We start from the raw sequence: 17,163 nt of genomic DNA, 5'->3' as shown, positions 1-17,163 counted from the left end.
CCCATGCAGGCAGACCTGAATGTAATCCTGCCGGAGATCCTGATCTCGGTTTACGCGATGGCGGCGATGCTGGGCGTGGCCTATACCGGCAAGGACCGCTTTGCGCCGCTGCTGGTGTGGATCACGGCGGCGGTCTTCGTGGTGATGGCGGCCTGGATCGGGTTTTCCGGCGAGGGCACGCGCACGGCCTTTGGCGGCATGTTCAACGATGACGGGTTCGCGCGGTTCGCCAAGGTGGCGGTGCTGCTGTCGGCGGCGGCGGTGCTGCTGATGGGGCAGGACTACATGGCGCGGCGCGACATGCTGCGGTTCGAGTATCCGCTGCTGGTGGCGCTGGCGGCCGTGGGCATGATGATGATGGTCAGCGCGGGCGACCTGATGGCGCTGTACATGGGGCTGGAGTTGCAGTCGCTGGCGCTTTACGTCGTCGCGTCGTTGCGGCGGGACAGCGTGAAATCGACCGAGGCGGGCCTGAAATATTTCGTGCTGGGCGCGCTCAGTTCGGGCATTCTGCTGTACGGGGCCTCGCTGGTCTATGGCTATACCGGCACGACGCTGTTTTCCGGGATCATCGCGTCGGCCGAAGGGCAGGCGCCACTCGGCTTGCTGATTGGCTTGGTGTTCGTGCTGGCGGGGCTGGCCTTCAAGGTCTCTGCCGTGCCGTTCCACATGTGGACGCCGGATGTCTACGAAGGGTCACCCACGCCGATCACGGCCTTCTTCGCCACGGCGCCCAAGATGGCGGCGATGGCGCTGTTTGCGCGCGTGGCACATGACGCCTTCGGCGGCGTTGTGGGCGACTGGCAGCAGGTGATCGCGGTGCTGTCGCTGTTGTCGATGTTCCTGGGCGGGATCGCCGCCATCGGACAGAGGGATATCAAGCGGCTGATGGCCTATTCGTCGATCGCGCATATGGGATACGCCCTGATGGGGCTGGCCGCGGGCACGGCGTTCGGCGTGCAGGCGATGCTGGTCTACATGGCGATTTACGTGACGATGAACGTGGGCACCTTCGCATTCATCCTGTCGATGGAACGCGACGGGCGGCCGGTGACGGATATCGCCAGCCTGAACCTCTACAGCCGCGCCCATCCGGGCCGGGCGCTGGCGATGCTGATCCTGATGTTCAGCCTTGCGGGCGTGCCGCCTTTCCTGGGCTTCTTCGGCAAGCTGTACGTGCTGCGGGCCGCGTATGATGGCGGGCTGGTCTGGCTGGCGGTGGCCGGTGTGATCGCGTCGGTGATCGGGGCGTTCTATTACCTGCGCATCGTTTTTTTCATGTATTTCGGCGAAGAAGGCGAACCGCTGGAGGCCGGCAAGTCGCCGGTGCTGTGGGGCTTCCTGATGGTGTCGGCGGCGATTATGGTTGTGGGAATGCTGAACATGTTCGGTGTCGAGGCCATGGCGCAGGCGGCGGCGGCGACACTGGTCGACTGAACCGCATCGCAGCCTGAAAAAGGGGACGCGCCGATGGCGCGTCTCTTTATTTTTCAGGTGCCTCCGGCGGGAGTACTATCAACTAATAAATTGCTTACCTCTCGGGTGGCTACACGTCAGTAGGCTTAAGATATCCCCTTTTTCAGCTACGTCTGATCCTGCTCTCAAATCCCTAGATGCCTCGTCCGGTGACCGTAGCTGACGGATCGCTTTCAGAAAGTCAGCTACGGCCCTATGAAAGTCATTCTTCACGGCAATTTTCCTACAAGGGCCAATCTGCACACGGTTCTCTGGAAAATTCAGCTTGGAGAGCAAGAATTTTAAGACTTTCTATTGCCGCAAACGTTTAACGACTTTTCGCCCCTCTGGGCGGACAGCCGACCTTTGCTGCACTTTCGAGGCATGTCTGGTTTTCGCGCGCAGAAAGCGTCCATGGGGGAGCGTCACCGTCTGATGTCAGTTGAATTCTGACTTATGTCTTTCTATCATTCTAATAATACGATAACTTCTGGTAGTACCCAATTTTTCGGCAGAAGCAAAATGGCTCACTCTCTTGGCGAAACCCTTTTCAAAGTCGCGATCGTGTCCGACACCCACGTCAACGAGAAAGAGGATTTCTCGGCGTCGCCCTATCCCGCAAATGCCGAGGCCAACCCCCGGGCAAGATACGTCTTCTCGCAGGTCAACCAGATCGATCCGGCGTTGACGATCCATCTTGGTGACATGGTGAATCCGGTCCCGGAACTGGAAAGCTACGGCCCTGCCGCCGATAATTTTCACGCTATCGCCGCCGACCTGAAGGCGCCGATCCACCTTGTGCCGGGCAATCACGACATCGGTGACAAACCGGTCAAGTGGATGCCCGCAGGCATGGTCAACGCCGAATTCATCGCGCTCTACCGCAAGCATTTCGGCAAGGACTATTACGCGGTTACGCATGAGGATTGCCACTTCATCGTGGTCAACGCGCCGTTAATGAATTCCGGCGACCCTGCCGAGGCCGAGCAGGCGACGTGGCTGGAGCATTACCTTTCCGACCACGCGGGCGAGCGTATGTTCGTGTTTTCGCACTATCCGCCGTATATCAGTGATCCGGCAGAGCCCGGCAGTTACGATAATATCGAGGAGCCGGCGCGCAGCTGGTTCCTTGGCCTGATCCGGACCCACAAGCCCGAGGCTTTGTTTTCCGCGCATGTGCATAATTTCTGGTACGACCGCATTGGCGAGACCGAGTATTACATCACGCCTTCCACCTGTTTCGTGCGGCATGACTATTCCGAGATGTACCGGATCGATGGCGGTGACCAGAAGGGGCGCAACGATGCCGCCAAGCTGGGCTTTCTGACCCTGGAGGTGAGAGAGAATGGCCACGTCGCACACTATCACCGCAGCTATGGCGCAACCCTTCCGGAAGGCGCTGCCGCAGCGCCGCCTGTTGTGCCGCGCCCGCATGTGAAAACCGGCGGACTGGCCGGGGTCTTCGTTGACATGCGTCATGCCTGGGCCGAGGAACTGGCAGTTGCCCCGTCTGGGGCCGTGGACGAGTTTCGCCGCAAGCGGGCGCGCAACGATTACCCGATCATGGCCCTTTGGGAGATGGGCCTGCAAGGTCTGAGGGTTCCGGTTCAGGACCTGTGTGATCCGCGCATTCGCCGGCGTATGGAGTTGATGACCCGGCTCGGACACCGGTTCCAGGTCTATCTGTACGGCATGCCCGATACCGCTGAGCGGGCGGCGCTGACCGAGCATGCCGCGCTGGTGGACCGGTTGGAGCTGGTGCTGAACTGGGAGGAGATCGACGCGTTGGCGTCTGAGATCAAGGCGCTGAAAGCGGCCTCTGATCTGCGGATCATCCTGTCACGGGTCAATCGCAAGGATGGGGCGAAACATACCGGCTCACGGTTCAACCACTTGATAAGTCATGGCTTCACGCTGGCCGAGAGGGATGAGTTGCAGGCATTGATGACCGCCCAGCCGGGATTGGTCGACGGCGCGCAGTTCAGCATTCCGCGCAGCGCCTCGCCGTGGCAGACCGCGCGCCAACTTGCAGATTTCGCGGAAAGTAGCGGTGCCGTGCCGGTGCTTTACGTCAAATCGACGGAGGCGAGCCCGGCCGAGCCCTTCGAAGACGAGGTTGCCAACGCGCAGCGTTTCGCCGAGGCCGCGATGGCCGGGATCGGTTTCGGCCTCGACGTGGTACTCGATACGATGGACGATGCCGACCGGGGTTATTTCACCCGCACCGGTCTGGTCGATCGCCGCTTCAATCCGCGGCTTGCGGGCGAGCTTCTGTCGGCGCTCGCGCTGGAAACATCCCTAGGCGAATGGAGCGCCGCGCCGGGTGATGAGGCGATCCTTGAACGGGACGGTCAGACGCTCAGGGTCGTACCCGCGAGCAAGGCGGGGCAGCGCGGCTGGATCTGCCCGCGCAGTGGACTGCGCGGGGATGAGGGCGATACGCCCGACACCGCGCTGGTGCTGCAAATCGGCTGAGCCTGCCGCATCGCGTCCAGCCTTGTCTTGCCGGACATATGGACGGACGCGCCCTTTTAAGGTGCGCGACCGTTTCTTTGGAACTTCTCAGTCAGATCTACTTCTCCGAGATCAGCAGGCAATCCACCGCGATCACACCGTCCGGTCCGGCCAGAACCGGGTTCAGATCCAGCTCTTCCAGCCAGTCTTCTGACGCCACGGCAAAGCGCGAGACCGCGCTGATCATGGCGCAGAGTGCCCCGCGATCCACCGGGGCTGCACCGCGCACGCCATCCAGCATCACCTTGCCCTTCAGGGCGTTCAGCATCCGGCCAGCCTCGGCCTCCGTCACCGGGGCGCGGTGGAACACGACGTCTTTCTGCACTTCGATCAGGATACCGCCCATGCCGACCATCACCACAGGGCCAAACACCGGATCGCGGCGCAGGCCGATCACCATCTCGACAGTCCCGCCGCCCATCTGCTGTACGATGACACCGTCCAGCCTGGCCTTGGGCGAGGCTTTGGCGGCTTTTTCGATGATCCGCGCATAGGCCGCGCGCAGCGCGTCGGCGTCCTTCAGGCCGATCTCGACACCGCCGACCTCGGTCTTGTGGAGAATGTCGGCGGATTCAATCTTCAGCGCCACCGGCCAGCCGATATCCTCGGCCAGCGCAACGGCTTCGTCGGCGGACGTCGCCAGCCCCACGCGCGCCACGGGCACTCCGGCATCCGCCAGCATCTCGGCGGTGCGCACCGTCGGCACCGGGCCCGCGCCGGGGGCGGGCAGGGCGCTCGGGGGCGTCGCATCGCTCTTGTCGGCCAGCCAGGCCTGCCGCGCCTCGTTCCAGTCGACCAGCGCCGCGATTGCGTCGATCGTGGGCTCGGCACCGCGCAGCGCGCAGATTCCGAGGTCGCGCAGGGCTTGCAGCCCTTCCTCGGGGGCGGCCACCCATGAGACGACGAAGGGCTTGGTGGTCTCTTCCTTCAACTGCCGGAATGTCTCGGTCAAGGTGTCGACGAACCCGTCCATGAGCTGCAGCCAGACCGCGGCCACGTGCACCTCGGGGTCATCCAGCACCGCCTTGACGCTTTCCTTCAGCATCGACGGGTCGGCGATGAACTGCGCGGTGACGTCCACCGGGTTTCCGGCGGCGCCGAAGGCGGGCAGGATCTGGCGCAGTCGCGCCACGGTCGGCTCGGACAGCTGCGGCACGTTGAGGCCGACCTCTTCGGCCCGGTCGCTCATCAGAACGCCGGCGCCGCCCGATTGCGTGACGATCCCCACGCCGCGCCCCTCGGGGCAGGCGGTAGTGGTGGACATGTCGACGATATCCAGCATGTGTTCCTCGTTACGGGCGCGGATCACGCCGAACTGCCTGGTGATCCCGTCGAACACCGCGTCCTCGCCCGCCAGCGCCCCGGTATGGGACGACGCGGCCCGCGCCCCGCTTTCGGTGCGGCCCACCTTGGTCACGGTCAGGGGTTTGCCCAGTTCCATCGCGCGGCGGGCGGTATGGATCAGACCGGGGCCGTCGGTGACCCCCTCGATATAGCCGGCGAGCGTGGAAATCCGCGGATCCTCGACGATCTTGCCCAGGCAGTCGGCAAAGGTGACGTCTGTCTCGTTGCCGGTGTTGGCGAAATAGCCCAGGCCCAGCCCGCGCTTGCGCGCGAGCGCCGCGATGGCGGTGCCAAAGGCGCCCGATTGGGTGACGAATCCCACGGGCCCGGGGCTGGTCTTGCCCATGCCGTATTGCGTAAAGGTGGCGAATGCCCCGTCAAAGGCGTTGATGATGCCCAGCGTGTTGGGGCCGCAAAGGCGCATGTCGTAGCGCTTGGCGATCTCGACCACCTCGCGCTCTTTCTCGCGGCCTTCCTCTCCCATCTCGCCGAAGCCGGAACTGAAGACGATGGCGGCGCGCACCCCGGCCTCTCCCGCGGCGATCAGCTGGTCCGGCACCAGCTTTGCCGGAACCGAGATCACGGCCAAGTCCGGCGTTTCGCCGATGTCGCCTATGGTGGGCGAGCAGCGATGGCCGCCGACCTCGTCATACTTGGGGTTTACCGGAAAGATCCGCCCCGTATAGCCCTTGTCCAGCAGGAACTTCATCACCCGGCCATTCAGCTTGTTGAAATCGTTCGACACGCCGATGATCGCGATGGATTGCGGCGAGAGAAGGCAATCGAGGGGGTCGCGCCCGCTGGTATCTTTCATGTCGTGAGGTCCCTTATTTGCCATGTCTGGTCCAATGCGTTCCGAACAGATCCTCCTCGGACGGTCTGTCCGTCGGGATGGTCCGCACGAGGTGGGTGATGTTCATGAAGTGGCGGGCGTTCAGGTTCTCTGTGATCGAGTTCCCGGCCCAGGTGCCGCCGCCCATCGAAAGGGTGAATTCCAGCGCGTTTTCGAAACTGCCGCCATTGCCCATGGTATGCGCCTGGTTCACCAGCACGCGCACCACGTCGATGCGTTCGGCCAGCATTTGCGCGTGGTCCGGCGTGGCAGTGTGGATGCCCACAGAGTGCCCCTTGCCGCAGACGTTCAGGATGGTGTTCAGCTGGTCCACCGCATCCTCCATGTCCTTGATGCGATAGACGGTCAGCACCAGCGACAGTTTCTCGTCCGTAAAGGGGCTTTCCGGGTCCGGGCGGCCTTCTTCCACCATGAAGAACCGCGCGCCCTTGGCGGCGTCGTCCAGTTCGAAAACCTCGCGCAGTGTCTCGGCATCCTTGGCGATCACCCGGCGGTTCAGACTGCCGTTGGTCCAGAGCCGCTCTCGCACACGGGCCTTTTCGTCGCCCGAGCAGACATAGCCGCCCGCGCGGGTCAGGGCCGCGATTGCGTCGTCATAGACCGCATCGTGGATCAGCACCGAGTTTTCCGAAGAGCAGGAGGTGGCATTATCGAAGATCTTGGACTGGCAGATCTTGGCCGCCGCATCGTCGAGATCGGCGCTGTCGTCGATAACCACCGGCACGTTGCCCGCGCCGACGCCAATCGCCGGGGTGCCCGAGGAATAGGCGCGGCGCACGTTGTTCTGCGAGCCGGTGACGACCACCAGGTCGGCCTGTTTCATCAATTCCTGCGTCAGGGCCTTGTTCACCGGTTTGGGCAGGATCTGCACCAGATCCGCCGGGTAGCCGCATTTCTGCAACTCGGCCCGCATATGCTCGACCGCCGCGTTCGTGGCGCCCCAGCCCGAGGGAGAGGGCGCGATGATCACCGCGTTGCGGCTTTTGACCGCGAACATCGCCTTGTTCACCGGCGTCGCCGTGGGGTTGGTCGACGGCGTGACGGCGGCGACGACTCCCACCGGCTTGGCGTATTTCACCATGCCGCGGCCGGGGTCGTCCTCGATCACGCCCACGCTTTTGACGCGGCTGAGGTCGCGCAGGCAGCCGAAGGTCTTTCGCTGGTTCTTGACGACCTTGCTTTCGACGTCGCCGAGCCCGGTCTGTTCCACAGCCAGTTCGGCCAGCGCGCGGGCGCGGCCCGGCTCGTAGATCGCCCAGGCCAGCGCGGTGACGGCCGCGTCGGCGTCTTGCTGGGTGGCGTCCGCGAACACCGCCATGGCGTCACGAGCCTTGGCCACAAGATTGTTGATGATCGTTCCGGGGTCGGATGCGTCCATTCCTGCGTCCTCCTGATTATCCGGCGAAGGCACGGATGCCGGTCTGTGCAGCCCCCAGCACCAGTGAGTGGATGTCATAGGTGCCTTCCAGCGTGTTCTCGACCTCGAGGTTCAGCATGTGCCGCACCACGTGGTATTCGTCGGAAATGCCGTTGCCGCCATGCATGTCCCGCGCCGTGCGGCAGATCTCCAGCGCCTTGCGGGCCGCGTTGCGCTTGACCAGCGAGAACATCTCGGGCGTCGCGCGCCCCTCGTCCTGCAGCCGCGACAGGCGCAGGGTGGCGTGCAGCGACAGGGCGATCTCGCTCTGCATGTCCGCAAGCTTGGCCTGCACCAGCTGGCTTGCAGCCAGCGAGCGGCCGAATTGCTGGCGCTCCATCACGTAATCGCGCGAGGCCTGCCAGCAGAATTCGGCGGCCCCCATCGACCCCCAGCAGATTGCCAGCCGCGCCCGGTTGAGGCAGGTCAGCGGCGCCGACAGGCCCTTGGCATGGGGCAGCATCTGATCCGCAGGGACGAACACGTCGTCCATCGCGATCTCGCCCGTGGGCGAGGCCCGGACCGAGAACTTGCCTTCGATCTTGCGGGTCTCAAGCCCCTCGGCGCCCTTTTCGAGGATGAAGCCGCGCACCACGTCCGCGTCATCGCGCGCCCAGATCACCAGCACGTCGGCAATAGACGCATGGGTGATCCAGACCTTGTTGCCCGACAGACGATAACCTCCATCCACGGACCGTGCCCGCGCACGCATCCGGGACGGGTCCGAGCCTGCATCGGGTTCGGTCAGACCGAAACAGCCGATCAACTCCCCCCGCGCCATGGGCGGCAGGTATTTTTCCTTCTGCGCGTCGCTGCCGAAGCGGTGGATCGGCGTCATCGCCAGCCCGCCTTGCACGCCGCAGGCCGAGCGGAAGGCGGCATCGACCCGCTCAAGCTCTCGCGCGACAAGGCCATAGGCGGTATAGCTGGCCCCGGCACAGCCGTAGCCGTCGATCTGCATTCCCAGAAACCCCATCTCGCCCAGTTCGCGCATGATCGCGGGATCGAAGGTTTCGTGCCGGTGCCAGTCGCGGATCAGCGGCATCAGGCGATCCTGCGCGAAATCATGCGCGGAGTCGCGGATCATCCGCTCTTCCTCGCTCAACAGGTCCTCGATCAGCAGTGGATCGCGCCACTCGAAATGGGGTTTGCCGCCATCCGCCATCAGAGTACTTCCATGACGATGGCGATGCCCTGGCCCATGCCGATGCACATCGACGCCAGCGCGTATTTCGCGCCGCGCCGCTTGGCCTCGTGAATGGCGGTCAGCGCGATGCGGGGACCGGATGCGCCCAAGGGGTGGCCGATGGCGATGGCGCCGCCATTGGGGTTGACCCGGTCGTCATCCGCCGACAGGCCCATGCCCTTCATGCATGCCAGCGCTTGCGCCGCGAAGGCCTCGTTGATCTCGATCACGCCCATATCGTCCATGCCGAGGCCCGCGCGCTTCAGCGCCAACTCGGAGGCGGGGACGGGGCCATAGCCCATGGTGCGCGGCGGAACGCCCGCCACGCCACTGGCAAGGATGCGGGCAATCGGGTCGCGTCCGATTTTCGCTCCCGCCGCCTTGTTGCCCATCATCAGCGCCACGGCACCGTCGTTGAGGCCCGAGGCGCTGCCCGCCGTGGTCACGCCATCGGCGTGGATCGCACGCAGCTTGGCCAGCCCCTCCATGTCCGTCTTGGGGCGGGGGTGCTCGTCGGTGTCGACCGTGACATCCTCGCGCCCGCGCCCGCCGGGCACCGTGATCGGTGTGATTTCCGAGGAAAAGAACCCATCCTCGTGCGCCTTGGACCAGCCCTGCTGCGAGCGCAGGGCATAGGCGTCGCTATCCTCGCGGCTGATATTATGCTCATCAGCCAGATTGTCGGCGGTCTTGGGCATGGAGTCGCTGCCGAATTCCTTTTCCAGCTGTGGATTGGGGAAACGTGCACCCACCGCGCTGTCGAACCATTCGAGGTTCCGCGCGAAGGGACGTGCGTGCTTGCCCACGACGAAGGGCGAGCGGCTCATGCTTTCCACGCCGCCCGAGATCACCACGTCGCCCTCGCCACAGGTCAGGGCATGGGCCGTCGAAATCATCGCACCAAGGCCGCTGCCGCAGTTGCGCTGGATCACCGTGCCCGGCACCTCGACCGGCAGACCTGCGCGCAGAAGAGCGTGACGTGCGACACAGCGGCTGTCCTCGCCCGCCTGGTTGCCGCAGCCGACGATCACGTCGTCGATGGCGCTGCCGTCGATTTGCGCCCGCTCCATCAACGGCTTGATCACCTCGGCCAACAGGTCGTCGGGGCGGATGCCGGACAGCGCGCCGCCCGAGCGTCCGAAGGGGCTGCGCAGGCCGTCATAGATGTAGGCATCGAGCATCGTGGTCTTCCTTTCGAGTGTCGTGTTCGTCTTGTCTGTTCATTGTCGGGGCAGGGCAGTCAGCCCCGCGCCGGGGACTCTTGCGTCGTGGCGGACACACCCAGGGCGGCGCGGCGGCGCAGCCACGGCCCCACGCGGTGGCGCGGATCGCCCGAGCATTCGGCCATCCCGTCAAGAATCCGCACGATGCGTGAAACTCCAAGCGTGTCGGCGAACTCCAGCGGTCCGTTGGGATAGTTGAGGCCCAGCTTGACCGCGCGGTCCACATCGTCCGGCGTGGCGATCCGGTTCTGGGCCACGCTGGCGCCGATGGCGCAGATCATCGCGACGATGCGTTGCGCCACGAAACCGGGGCTGTCCTGGATGGGCGTGACTGGCGTGCCATCGCAGGCCAGCATCGCGTGCGCCTTGCGCAACGCCTCGTTGCTGGTGACGATGGTTTTCATGATGGTGCGACGGCCCTCGAAGCCGAATAGTGGATCGACCGCGACCGTTCTTGTGGCATCAAGCCCCGCGCGGGCTGCATGGGTGGTGGCGTCCAGCCCCAGCGGTGCGATTAGAATCACGGACTCCGCGCCCGGCTTCTCACCGCCATCAAGCTCGGCCCCCGATGAGGTCACGATCTCCTTCAGCGCGGGAGCATCGTTGCCCGGCTCCACCCAGAAAGTGCCGCCGTCAAACTCCGGCGCAGAAGGCTCCTCGGGACGCTGCTGCTTGCCTTCAACATAGGCATAATGCCCTTGCTTGGTCTTGCGGCCCAAAAGGCCAGCCTGCATCCGCTGCCCCATCAGCATCGCGGGGCGGAAGCGCGGCTCGTGATAGCTCTGCTCGTAGATCTCGACCGTCGCGGGATGCGTCACGTCCAGCGCGGTCAGGTCCAGCAGTTCGAACGGCCCCATGCGAAAGCCCGCGGCATCGCGCATGATGGCATCCACATCGGCGAAGGTGGACACGCCCTCGTCGACAAGGTTCGTCGCCTCCAGCGTGTAGCCGCGTCCGACCTGGTTGACCAGGAAGCCCGGCGCGTCGGCGACGCGCACCGGCGTGCGGCCCATCACCTTGCCAAGGTCCACCAGTCGGTCAATCACCTCTGGCTCTGTACGGATGCCTGCGATGACCTCGACCAGCGGCATCAGTGGAACGGGGTTGAAGAAGTGGAATCCGGCCACACGCTCGGGCCGGTCGCAAGCCGCCGCCAGACGCGTGATCGACAGGGACGAGGTGTTGCTGGCCAAGATACAGTCGGGTCGCGTGGTCTCTTCCAGCGCCGCGAAGACCTTCGACTTCAGTTCCATGTCCTCGCTCACCGCCTCGATCACGACGTCGGCCCCGGCAAAGTCCGCCATGTCCCTGGCCGCTTCAAGCCGCCCTTTGGCGGCCCCGGCATCTTCGGCCGTCATGCGTTCCTTCTTCACGGCCCGATCCAGCATCCCGCCGATGAATTCGATCGCATCGGCGGTCGCTTCGGCCCGGGCGTCGTAAAGGATCACCCGGCAGCCGCCGGTCGCGGCCACCTGCGCGATGCCACGCCCCATGGCGCCTGCGCCGACGACGCCCACGGTTCGGGTTTCGCTGTCTGCTGCCATGGTCATTTTCCTTTGAATTCGGGTTTGCGTTTCTCGATGAAGGCGTTCATGCCCTCGGCCTTGTCCTCGGTGTCGAAGAGCGTGTCGAAGGTGCGGCGTTCCAGCATCAGGCCCGCGTCGAGCGAGGTGTCCTGTCCGGCCAGCACGACCTCCTTGATGCGGCGCGCCGCCAGCGGGGGCAGGGCGGCGATCTGCTCGGCCAACTCCAGCGCGCGCTCGAGTACGGCCTCGTCGGACACGCATTCGCTGGCCAACCCCATGTCGAATGCCTCGCGGCCGGTGATCGGATCGCCGGTCAGCATCATCTTCATCGCCTTGAACTTGCCGACCGCGCGGGTCAGGCGCTGCGTGCCGCCGCCGCCGGGCATGATGCCGACCTTGATCTCGGGCTGTCCGAACCTGGCGCCTTCGCCTGCGATGATGATGTCTGCGTGCATGGCCAACTCGCAGCCACCGCCCAGGGCGACGCCCCGGACCGCGGCGATGAAGGGGATGGGGCATTGCCCGATCACCTGCCACATCCGCCGGACGTTGGAGCGGGTGATCTCGGCGGTTCCCATGCGGGCCATGTCCTTCAGATCGGCCCCCGCGACGAAGGCCTTCTCATCGCCGGTCACCACGACACAGCGGGCATCCGGGTCGTCGTACAGTGCCGCGAATCGGTCGGTCAGGGCCTTCCGCAGGTCCGGACTCAGGGCGTTCCGGCTGTCCGGTTTGTTCAATGTCAGCAGGATCACGCCGCTCTCGCGGCGGTCTTCCAGGATCAGGTCCGGCATCAGTCTCCTCCCCCAAAGGCCAGCGTAATCAGGTTGAAATCATACTAAGATTGGAATGACATAAAAACAATCACAATTTTCTGGACGGAACGATCCTTTGTTTGCTAGCGTGAGGGAAGCGTTATCCCGGCGGCGTGCCGGAGCGGCGCGCCGAAACAAGGGGTCGACACCATGGACGTTCTGCGGAAAAGTCCCGGCAAGCTTTACCTTCATGTGGCGGATATCCTGCGCCAGCGGCTGCGCTCGGGCGCATTGTCCCCGGGGGACCGGCTGAAGCCGATCTCCGAGCTGGCCGAAGAGTTCAAGGTGGCCACGGTCACCATTCGCCAGGCGGTTGCGATCCTCGAGGATGAAGGCCGTCTGATGCGGCAACAGGGGGCAGGCACCTTTGTCACCGACAGCGTGGCGTCCGAGGACACGTTTGCGGTCGGGCTGGATTGGCCCGAACTTCTGGATATGGTCACCAAGACCGATCCGCGCCTGATCGAAAAGCGCGAGAACGTGGAGTTGAAGATGGGCGACCTCAAGGGAGGACAAGCCGCCGACTCGTATGTCTTCTTGCGCCGCGTCAATGCGCTGAAGGGGCTCGATTGCCTCGTGGCCGATGCCTATATCGCGTCCGACATCTATGCAAAATGCCCCGAGCGGTTCGACCACGAGACGATCATCCCCGTGATCGAATCCCTGCCCGACGTGACCATTGCCAAGTGCCACCAGACCCTGACCATCGGGCAGGCGGACATGGACAAGGCGTCGCTTCTCGGCCTGCCGCTCAGCGCCCCGCTTGGCGACATCCGCCGCATCCTGACGGACCCCGCGGGCCGCATCCTTTATTTCAACGATGTCTCCTATCGCGGAGACATGGTGAAATTCGAGATCAGTCTCGATTTGACCGCAGACCAGGCGGAGGAGCCGACCCTGCGGTCCTGACGGCATACGCCTGTGGCGTGTGTCGACGAACGGGCGAGAACGCCCACGAAAAATGTATTGGGAGGATACACATGACCAAGACCAGACTTCTTGCCGGGATGGCCATTGCGGCCGTGACGGCCTTGCCGGTGATGGCGCAAGATTACCCGTCGCAGCCCATTCAACTGACGGCACCCTATGGGCCCGGCGGCGCCTCGGACCTTGCGGCGCGTAACCTGGCCAACGTGGCGCCTGACTATATCGGGCAGCCCGTGCTGGTCACGAACCGAGCGGGCGCAGGCGGGGCAACCGGCTCGGCCTATGTCAAGAATTCCGACCCCGACGGGTACAACCTGCTGCTGGCGCGCATCGGCTCGCACAGCATCTCGCCGGCGCTGAAGACGTCGATGCCCTACAACTGGGACGATTTCACCTATCTCAGCCTGCTCGAGGTCAACCCGGCGGCCTGCGCCACTGCGACTTCGAAACCTTACGAGACGCTCGATGACCTGAAGGCGGCGATCGAGGAAAGCCCCGGCGCCATCACCTACAGTTCGGCGGGCGTGGGCACGCTGCACCACCTGGGCGGCATCATGCTGCTGGACGAGCTGGGCTTCGAGAATCCCGGCACCGATGCCACGCACATTCCGTTCCAGGGTGGCGGTGCCGCCGCGGCCGCAGCGGCCACCGGGCAGGTGGATTTCGTCTGCTCCAACGTCTCGGCCATCGTCAGCCAGATCGAGGGCGGTCAATTGCGTCCGCTGCTCGTGACCACGCAGGAACGGCTGGACTCGATGCCCGATGTGCAAACGGCGTCCGAACTGGGCATTCCCGGAATGGAAGCTCTCGTGGGCTGGTCGGGTCTCGTCGGCCCGCCGGACATGGATGAAGCCGCCGTCGCGGCCTGGACCGAGGCACTTCCGAAGATCGGCGAGGATGAACGCTGGGTGAACCAGACCATCTCGCTGGGCTCGATTCCGAAGATGCTGTCGCCCGAGGACACGGTGGCGTTCGTCGAGAACCAGTACAACACGTTCAGCGGCCTCGTCGACAAGCTGGGCCTGCAGATCGACTGAGCCATATCGCAGCCCGGGCGGAGCCCTTACCGTCCGCCCGGACTTTTCCCTCATCCGTCCCATCCGGAGGATTCGACCCGTGAAGACCGCTCACAAGCGCGACTTCCTGCTCGGGCTCTTTGCCTGCGCCTTGGCGCTGTTAATCCTGTTCGGTATCCTGCCCTGGGCCGTGAAGGCGCCCAAGGTCGTGCCCAATCTCGCGCTGTCGCCGACCTTCTGGCCACGCATCATCCTTGTCAGCGTCGCGGGTTTCGGCGCATTTCTGGCGGTTCGCGCCTACTATGACAAGGTGCAGGACAATGACCCGCAACGCAGCGAGTTCGACGAGCCGCCTTTCGGCGCGAGCGACCTGCGCGTGATCCTCGCGGGTGGTCTGATGGTTCTTTTCTGTGCGCTGCTGAAACCGCTTGGCGTGGTCCTGCCCGGCATCGCGTTATTGCTGGCGATGATCGTTCTGCACGAACCGCGCCAGTGGCCCAAGGCCATCTTAGTCTCCGTTATCTTCGTCGCGGTTCTCTACATGTTCTTCCGCTTCGTGGCCAAGGTTCCGGTTCCGCTCGGTCCGCTCAACAGCGTGTTTTAAGGTGCTGGTCCCATGATCGAGAACCTCTCGGACGCTCTTGTCCTTTTCCTGAACATCTACAACGTGATCGCGCTGGCCGGCGGCATCGCCATCGGGGTGGTCGTGGGCGCGATCCCGGGTATGACATCGACCATGGCGGTCGCGCTTACGCTGCCCTTCACCTTCACGATGCCGCCCGTCACCGGTATTCTGCTGCTTCTGGGGGTCTACAAGGGTGGGGTCTATGGCGGCTCGATCCCTGCGATCCTGGTGCGCGCGCCCGGCACGCCCGCCGCGTCATGCTCGGTGCTCGACGGCTATCCGCTGGCGCAGAAGGGTCAGGCGGGCAGGGCGCTCGACATGGCGCTCTACGCATCGTGCTTCGCCGACCTGGTGTCGAACCTGTCGCTGATCCTGCTGGTGGGGTGGCTCGCCGCGCTCGTGACCAGCTTCGGCCCGCCCGAGAATTTCACGCTCATCTTCTTCTCCCTGACCATTATCGCTTCCGTGTCGGGCGACAGCCTCTTGCGCGGATTCATCTCGGCCGGGGCGGGGCTGCTACTCGCCACAGTTGGGCTCGACCTCATCTACGGCACCGACCGGTTCACCTTCGGCAATTCGGACCTTCTGGGCGGGCTTGCCTTCATCCCGCTGCTGATCGGCCTGTTCGCAATTCCCGAGATCCTGAACGGCTATGCCCGCCGCAACGAGACCGGAAAGATGGCGTCCGACCCGGCCGGCTCGCGCGCGACATGGGCCGATTTCAAGTCCTGCTTCCGGTCAATCTTTCGGGGCAGCATCATCGGGGTCATACTCGGCGCCATTCCCGGCATCGGCGGCGCGCCCTCGGCCTTCGTGTCCTATTCCGAGGCGATGCGCCGCTCACCCAACCGCAAGAATTTCGGCAAGGGAGAACTCGAGGGCGTCGCCGCTGCCGAAGCGGGCAATAACGGCGTTGCGGGCTCCACTATGATTCCGCTTTTGGCGCTCGGCATTCCGGGCGACGTGATTACCGCCGTGATCCTGGGTGCGTTCATGGTCCACGGGCTGCGGCCCGGGCCGCTGCTCTTCGAGCAGAATATCGACCTGATCTATGCGCTGTTCATCGGCATCTCGATCAGTTCGCTGTTTTTGCTGATCATCGGCAAGACCGCGATCCACTTTTTCAAGCACATCGCCTCGATCCCACCGTCCTTCCTTTATCCGGTGGTCATGATCCTCTGCGTCTTCGGTGCCTACGCGGTAAACAATTCCTATTTCGACCTCTATGTCATGGTCGCTTTCGGTTTTCTGGGCTTTCTGATGATGCGGATGCACGTGCCCTCGGCGCCGTTCCTTATCGCCTTCATCCTCGGGCCTATGCTGGAGGACAGCTTTCGCCAATCCCTGCTGATGTCGCAGGGCAGCATGACGATCTTTGTGCGCAGCTGGATCACTTGGATCTTCTGGGCGTTAACGTTCCTTTCGGTGGGGCTGATGATCCGGCGGCACTTGGCAGGCAATGCGCCCGAAGCGGCGCTGCCCGATCCCGACGCTTCGAAAGAGGAACGGGGATGACAGACGGCCTGCAGATCGAGAAACGGGGGCGGGTGACGATCTTCACGCTCAACCGCCCCGACAAGATGAATGCCATCGACACGGCTCTGGCGCTGGCATTGCAGGAGGGGTTCGCCGCCTTCGATGCCGATGACGACCAGCGCGTCGCGATCCTGACCGGGGCAGGGGACAAGGCGTTCACAGCAGGCGCCGACCTTACCGATTTTCCCGAGTTGTGGCGCTGTCTGCCGGGATTGGGCATCACAACGATGAAGCCGGTCATCTGCGCCATTGACGGGCTGTGCATCGGCGGCGGCATCGTTCTGGCCGCGCTGTCGGATCTGTGCGTCGCGTCCACCCGTTCGAAATTCGTCTACCCCGAGGGTAAGGTCGGCGTCACCGGCGGCTACATCGCCACGCTGGCCGCCCGCCTGCCGCACAAGATGGCCATGGAGATCATGCTTCTGGGCCGTGCCGTCAGCGCCGACAGGGCGTTTCAGATGGGCCTCGTCAACGAGGTGACAGAGCCGGGAGAACATCTGGAGGCAGCCCTTGCCATGGCCAGCGAAATGGCCGTCATGGCGCCGTTCGTCCTGCGGACCCTGAAAAAGTCGGTGGTCTCGGACATGCTGACATCTTCGCCCGCCGAACACATGGGCCGGACGATGCGGGATCTCGATCGAGTGGACAGCTCCGAGGACAAGCAGGAAGGCCTGGCGGCCTTGCGCGACAAACGCAAGGCGGAATTCCGGGGCCGCTGACAAGCAG

General features: G+C 64.1%; 13 protein-coding genes. 7 read left to right on the top strand and 6 right to left on the bottom strand.

Features of this window, described 5'->3' with window-relative positions:
* The first annotated feature begins 3 nt into the window (after positions 1-3).
* On the top strand, positions 4-1,437 hold the full coding sequence (gene nuoN, locus ACQY4V_RS09505) for an NADH-quinone oxidoreductase subunit NuoN (RefSeq protein WP_428516865.1): 1,434 nt from the start codon (positions 4-6) through the stop codon (positions 1,435-1,437).
* A 474-nt stretch (positions 1,438-1,911) separates the two neighbouring features.
* The gene (locus tag ACQY4V_RS09500) at positions 1,912-3,930 is read left to right on the top strand and encodes a metallophosphoesterase family protein (protein ID WP_428516864.1); all 2,019 of its coding nucleotides are present in this window, start codon (positions 1,912-1,914) and stop codon (positions 3,928-3,930) included.
* A 97-nt stretch (positions 3,931-4,027) separates the two neighbouring features.
* Here the strand turns inward: ACQY4V_RS09500 and ACQY4V_RS09495 are convergent, their stop codons facing one another.
* The 6 genes from ACQY4V_RS09495 to ACQY4V_RS09470 are packed head-to-tail and all read right to left on the bottom strand — an operon-like array spanning position 4,028 to position 12,312.
* Complete coding sequence (locus ACQY4V_RS09495; protein WP_428516862.1) at positions 4,028-6,127, bottom strand: acetate--CoA ligase family protein; 2,100 nt, start codon at positions 6,125-6,127, stop codon at positions 4,028-4,030.
* A gap of 13 nt (positions 6,128-6,140) precedes the next feature.
* Complete coding sequence (gene sauS / locus ACQY4V_RS09490) at positions 6,141-7,544, bottom strand: acylating sulfoacetaldehyde dehydrogenase (protein WP_428516860.1); 1,404 nt, start codon at positions 7,542-7,544, stop codon at positions 6,141-6,143.
* 16 nt (positions 7,545-7,560) lie between these two features.
* A complete protein-coding gene (locus ACQY4V_RS09485; RefSeq protein WP_428516858.1) occupies positions 7,561-8,748 on the bottom strand; it encodes an acyl-CoA dehydrogenase in 1,188 nt (395 codons plus the stop codon).
* Positions 8,748-9,950: an acetyl-CoA C-acyltransferase gene (locus ACQY4V_RS09480; protein WP_428516857.1), complete on the bottom strand. Its 1,203-nt coding sequence runs from the start codon at positions 9,948-9,950 to the stop codon at positions 8,748-8,750. Before ACQY4V_RS09480 ends, ACQY4V_RS09485 begins: the two co-directional genes overlap by 1 nt.
* Positions 9,951-10,009: 59 nt before the next feature.
* Complete coding sequence (locus ACQY4V_RS09475; protein WP_428516855.1) at positions 10,010-11,536, bottom strand: 3-hydroxyacyl-CoA dehydrogenase; 1,527 nt, start codon at positions 11,534-11,536, stop codon at positions 10,010-10,012.
* Between the two features lie 2 nt (positions 11,537-11,538).
* Entirely contained in the window at positions 11,539-12,312 is a 774-nt protein-coding gene (locus ACQY4V_RS09470; RefSeq protein ID WP_428516853.1) for an enoyl-CoA hydratase-related protein, read from the bottom strand.
* Positions 12,313-12,483: 171 nt separating this feature from the next.
* Here ACQY4V_RS09470 and ACQY4V_RS09465 point away from each other — a divergent pair, with 171 nt between their 5' ends.
* From ACQY4V_RS09465 to ACQY4V_RS09445, 5 genes are all read left to right on the top strand, one after another.
* On the top strand, positions 12,484-13,242 hold the full coding sequence (locus tag ACQY4V_RS09465) for a GntR family transcriptional regulator (RefSeq protein ID WP_428516851.1): 759 nt from the start codon (positions 12,484-12,486) through the stop codon (positions 13,240-13,242).
* A 71-nt stretch (positions 13,243-13,313) separates the two neighbouring features.
* Positions 13,314-14,297: a Bug family tripartite tricarboxylate transporter substrate binding protein gene (locus ACQY4V_RS09460; RefSeq protein WP_428516849.1), complete on the top strand. Its 984-nt coding sequence runs from the start codon at positions 13,314-13,316 to the stop codon at positions 14,295-14,297.
* 79 nt (positions 14,298-14,376) lie between these two features.
* A complete protein-coding gene (locus ACQY4V_RS09455) occupies positions 14,377-14,880 on the top strand; it encodes a tripartite tricarboxylate transporter TctB family protein (RefSeq protein WP_428516847.1) in 504 nt (167 codons plus the stop codon).
* 12 nt (positions 14,881-14,892) lie between these two features.
* The gene (locus ACQY4V_RS09450; RefSeq protein WP_428516845.1) at positions 14,893-16,416 is read left to right on the top strand and encodes a tripartite tricarboxylate transporter permease; all 1,524 of its coding nucleotides are present in this window, start codon (positions 14,893-14,895) and stop codon (positions 16,414-16,416) included.
* Positions 16,413-17,156, top strand: a complete 744-nt coding sequence (locus tag ACQY4V_RS09445) for an enoyl-CoA hydratase/isomerase family protein (protein WP_428516844.1) — start codon at positions 16,413-16,415, stop codon at positions 17,154-17,156. The genes ACQY4V_RS09450 and ACQY4V_RS09445 overlap by 4 nt, the downstream gene beginning before the upstream one ends.
* Positions 17,157-17,163 lie beyond the last annotated feature (7 nt).

This window comes from Roseovarius sp., from assembly GCF_965277045.1.
Lineage (GTDB): Bacteria > Pseudomonadota > Alphaproteobacteria > Rhodobacterales > Rhodobacteraceae > Roseovarius.
The sequence above is the reverse complement of the archived record's forward strand: the minus strand, read 5'-3'. Positions and strand labels throughout refer to the sequence as shown.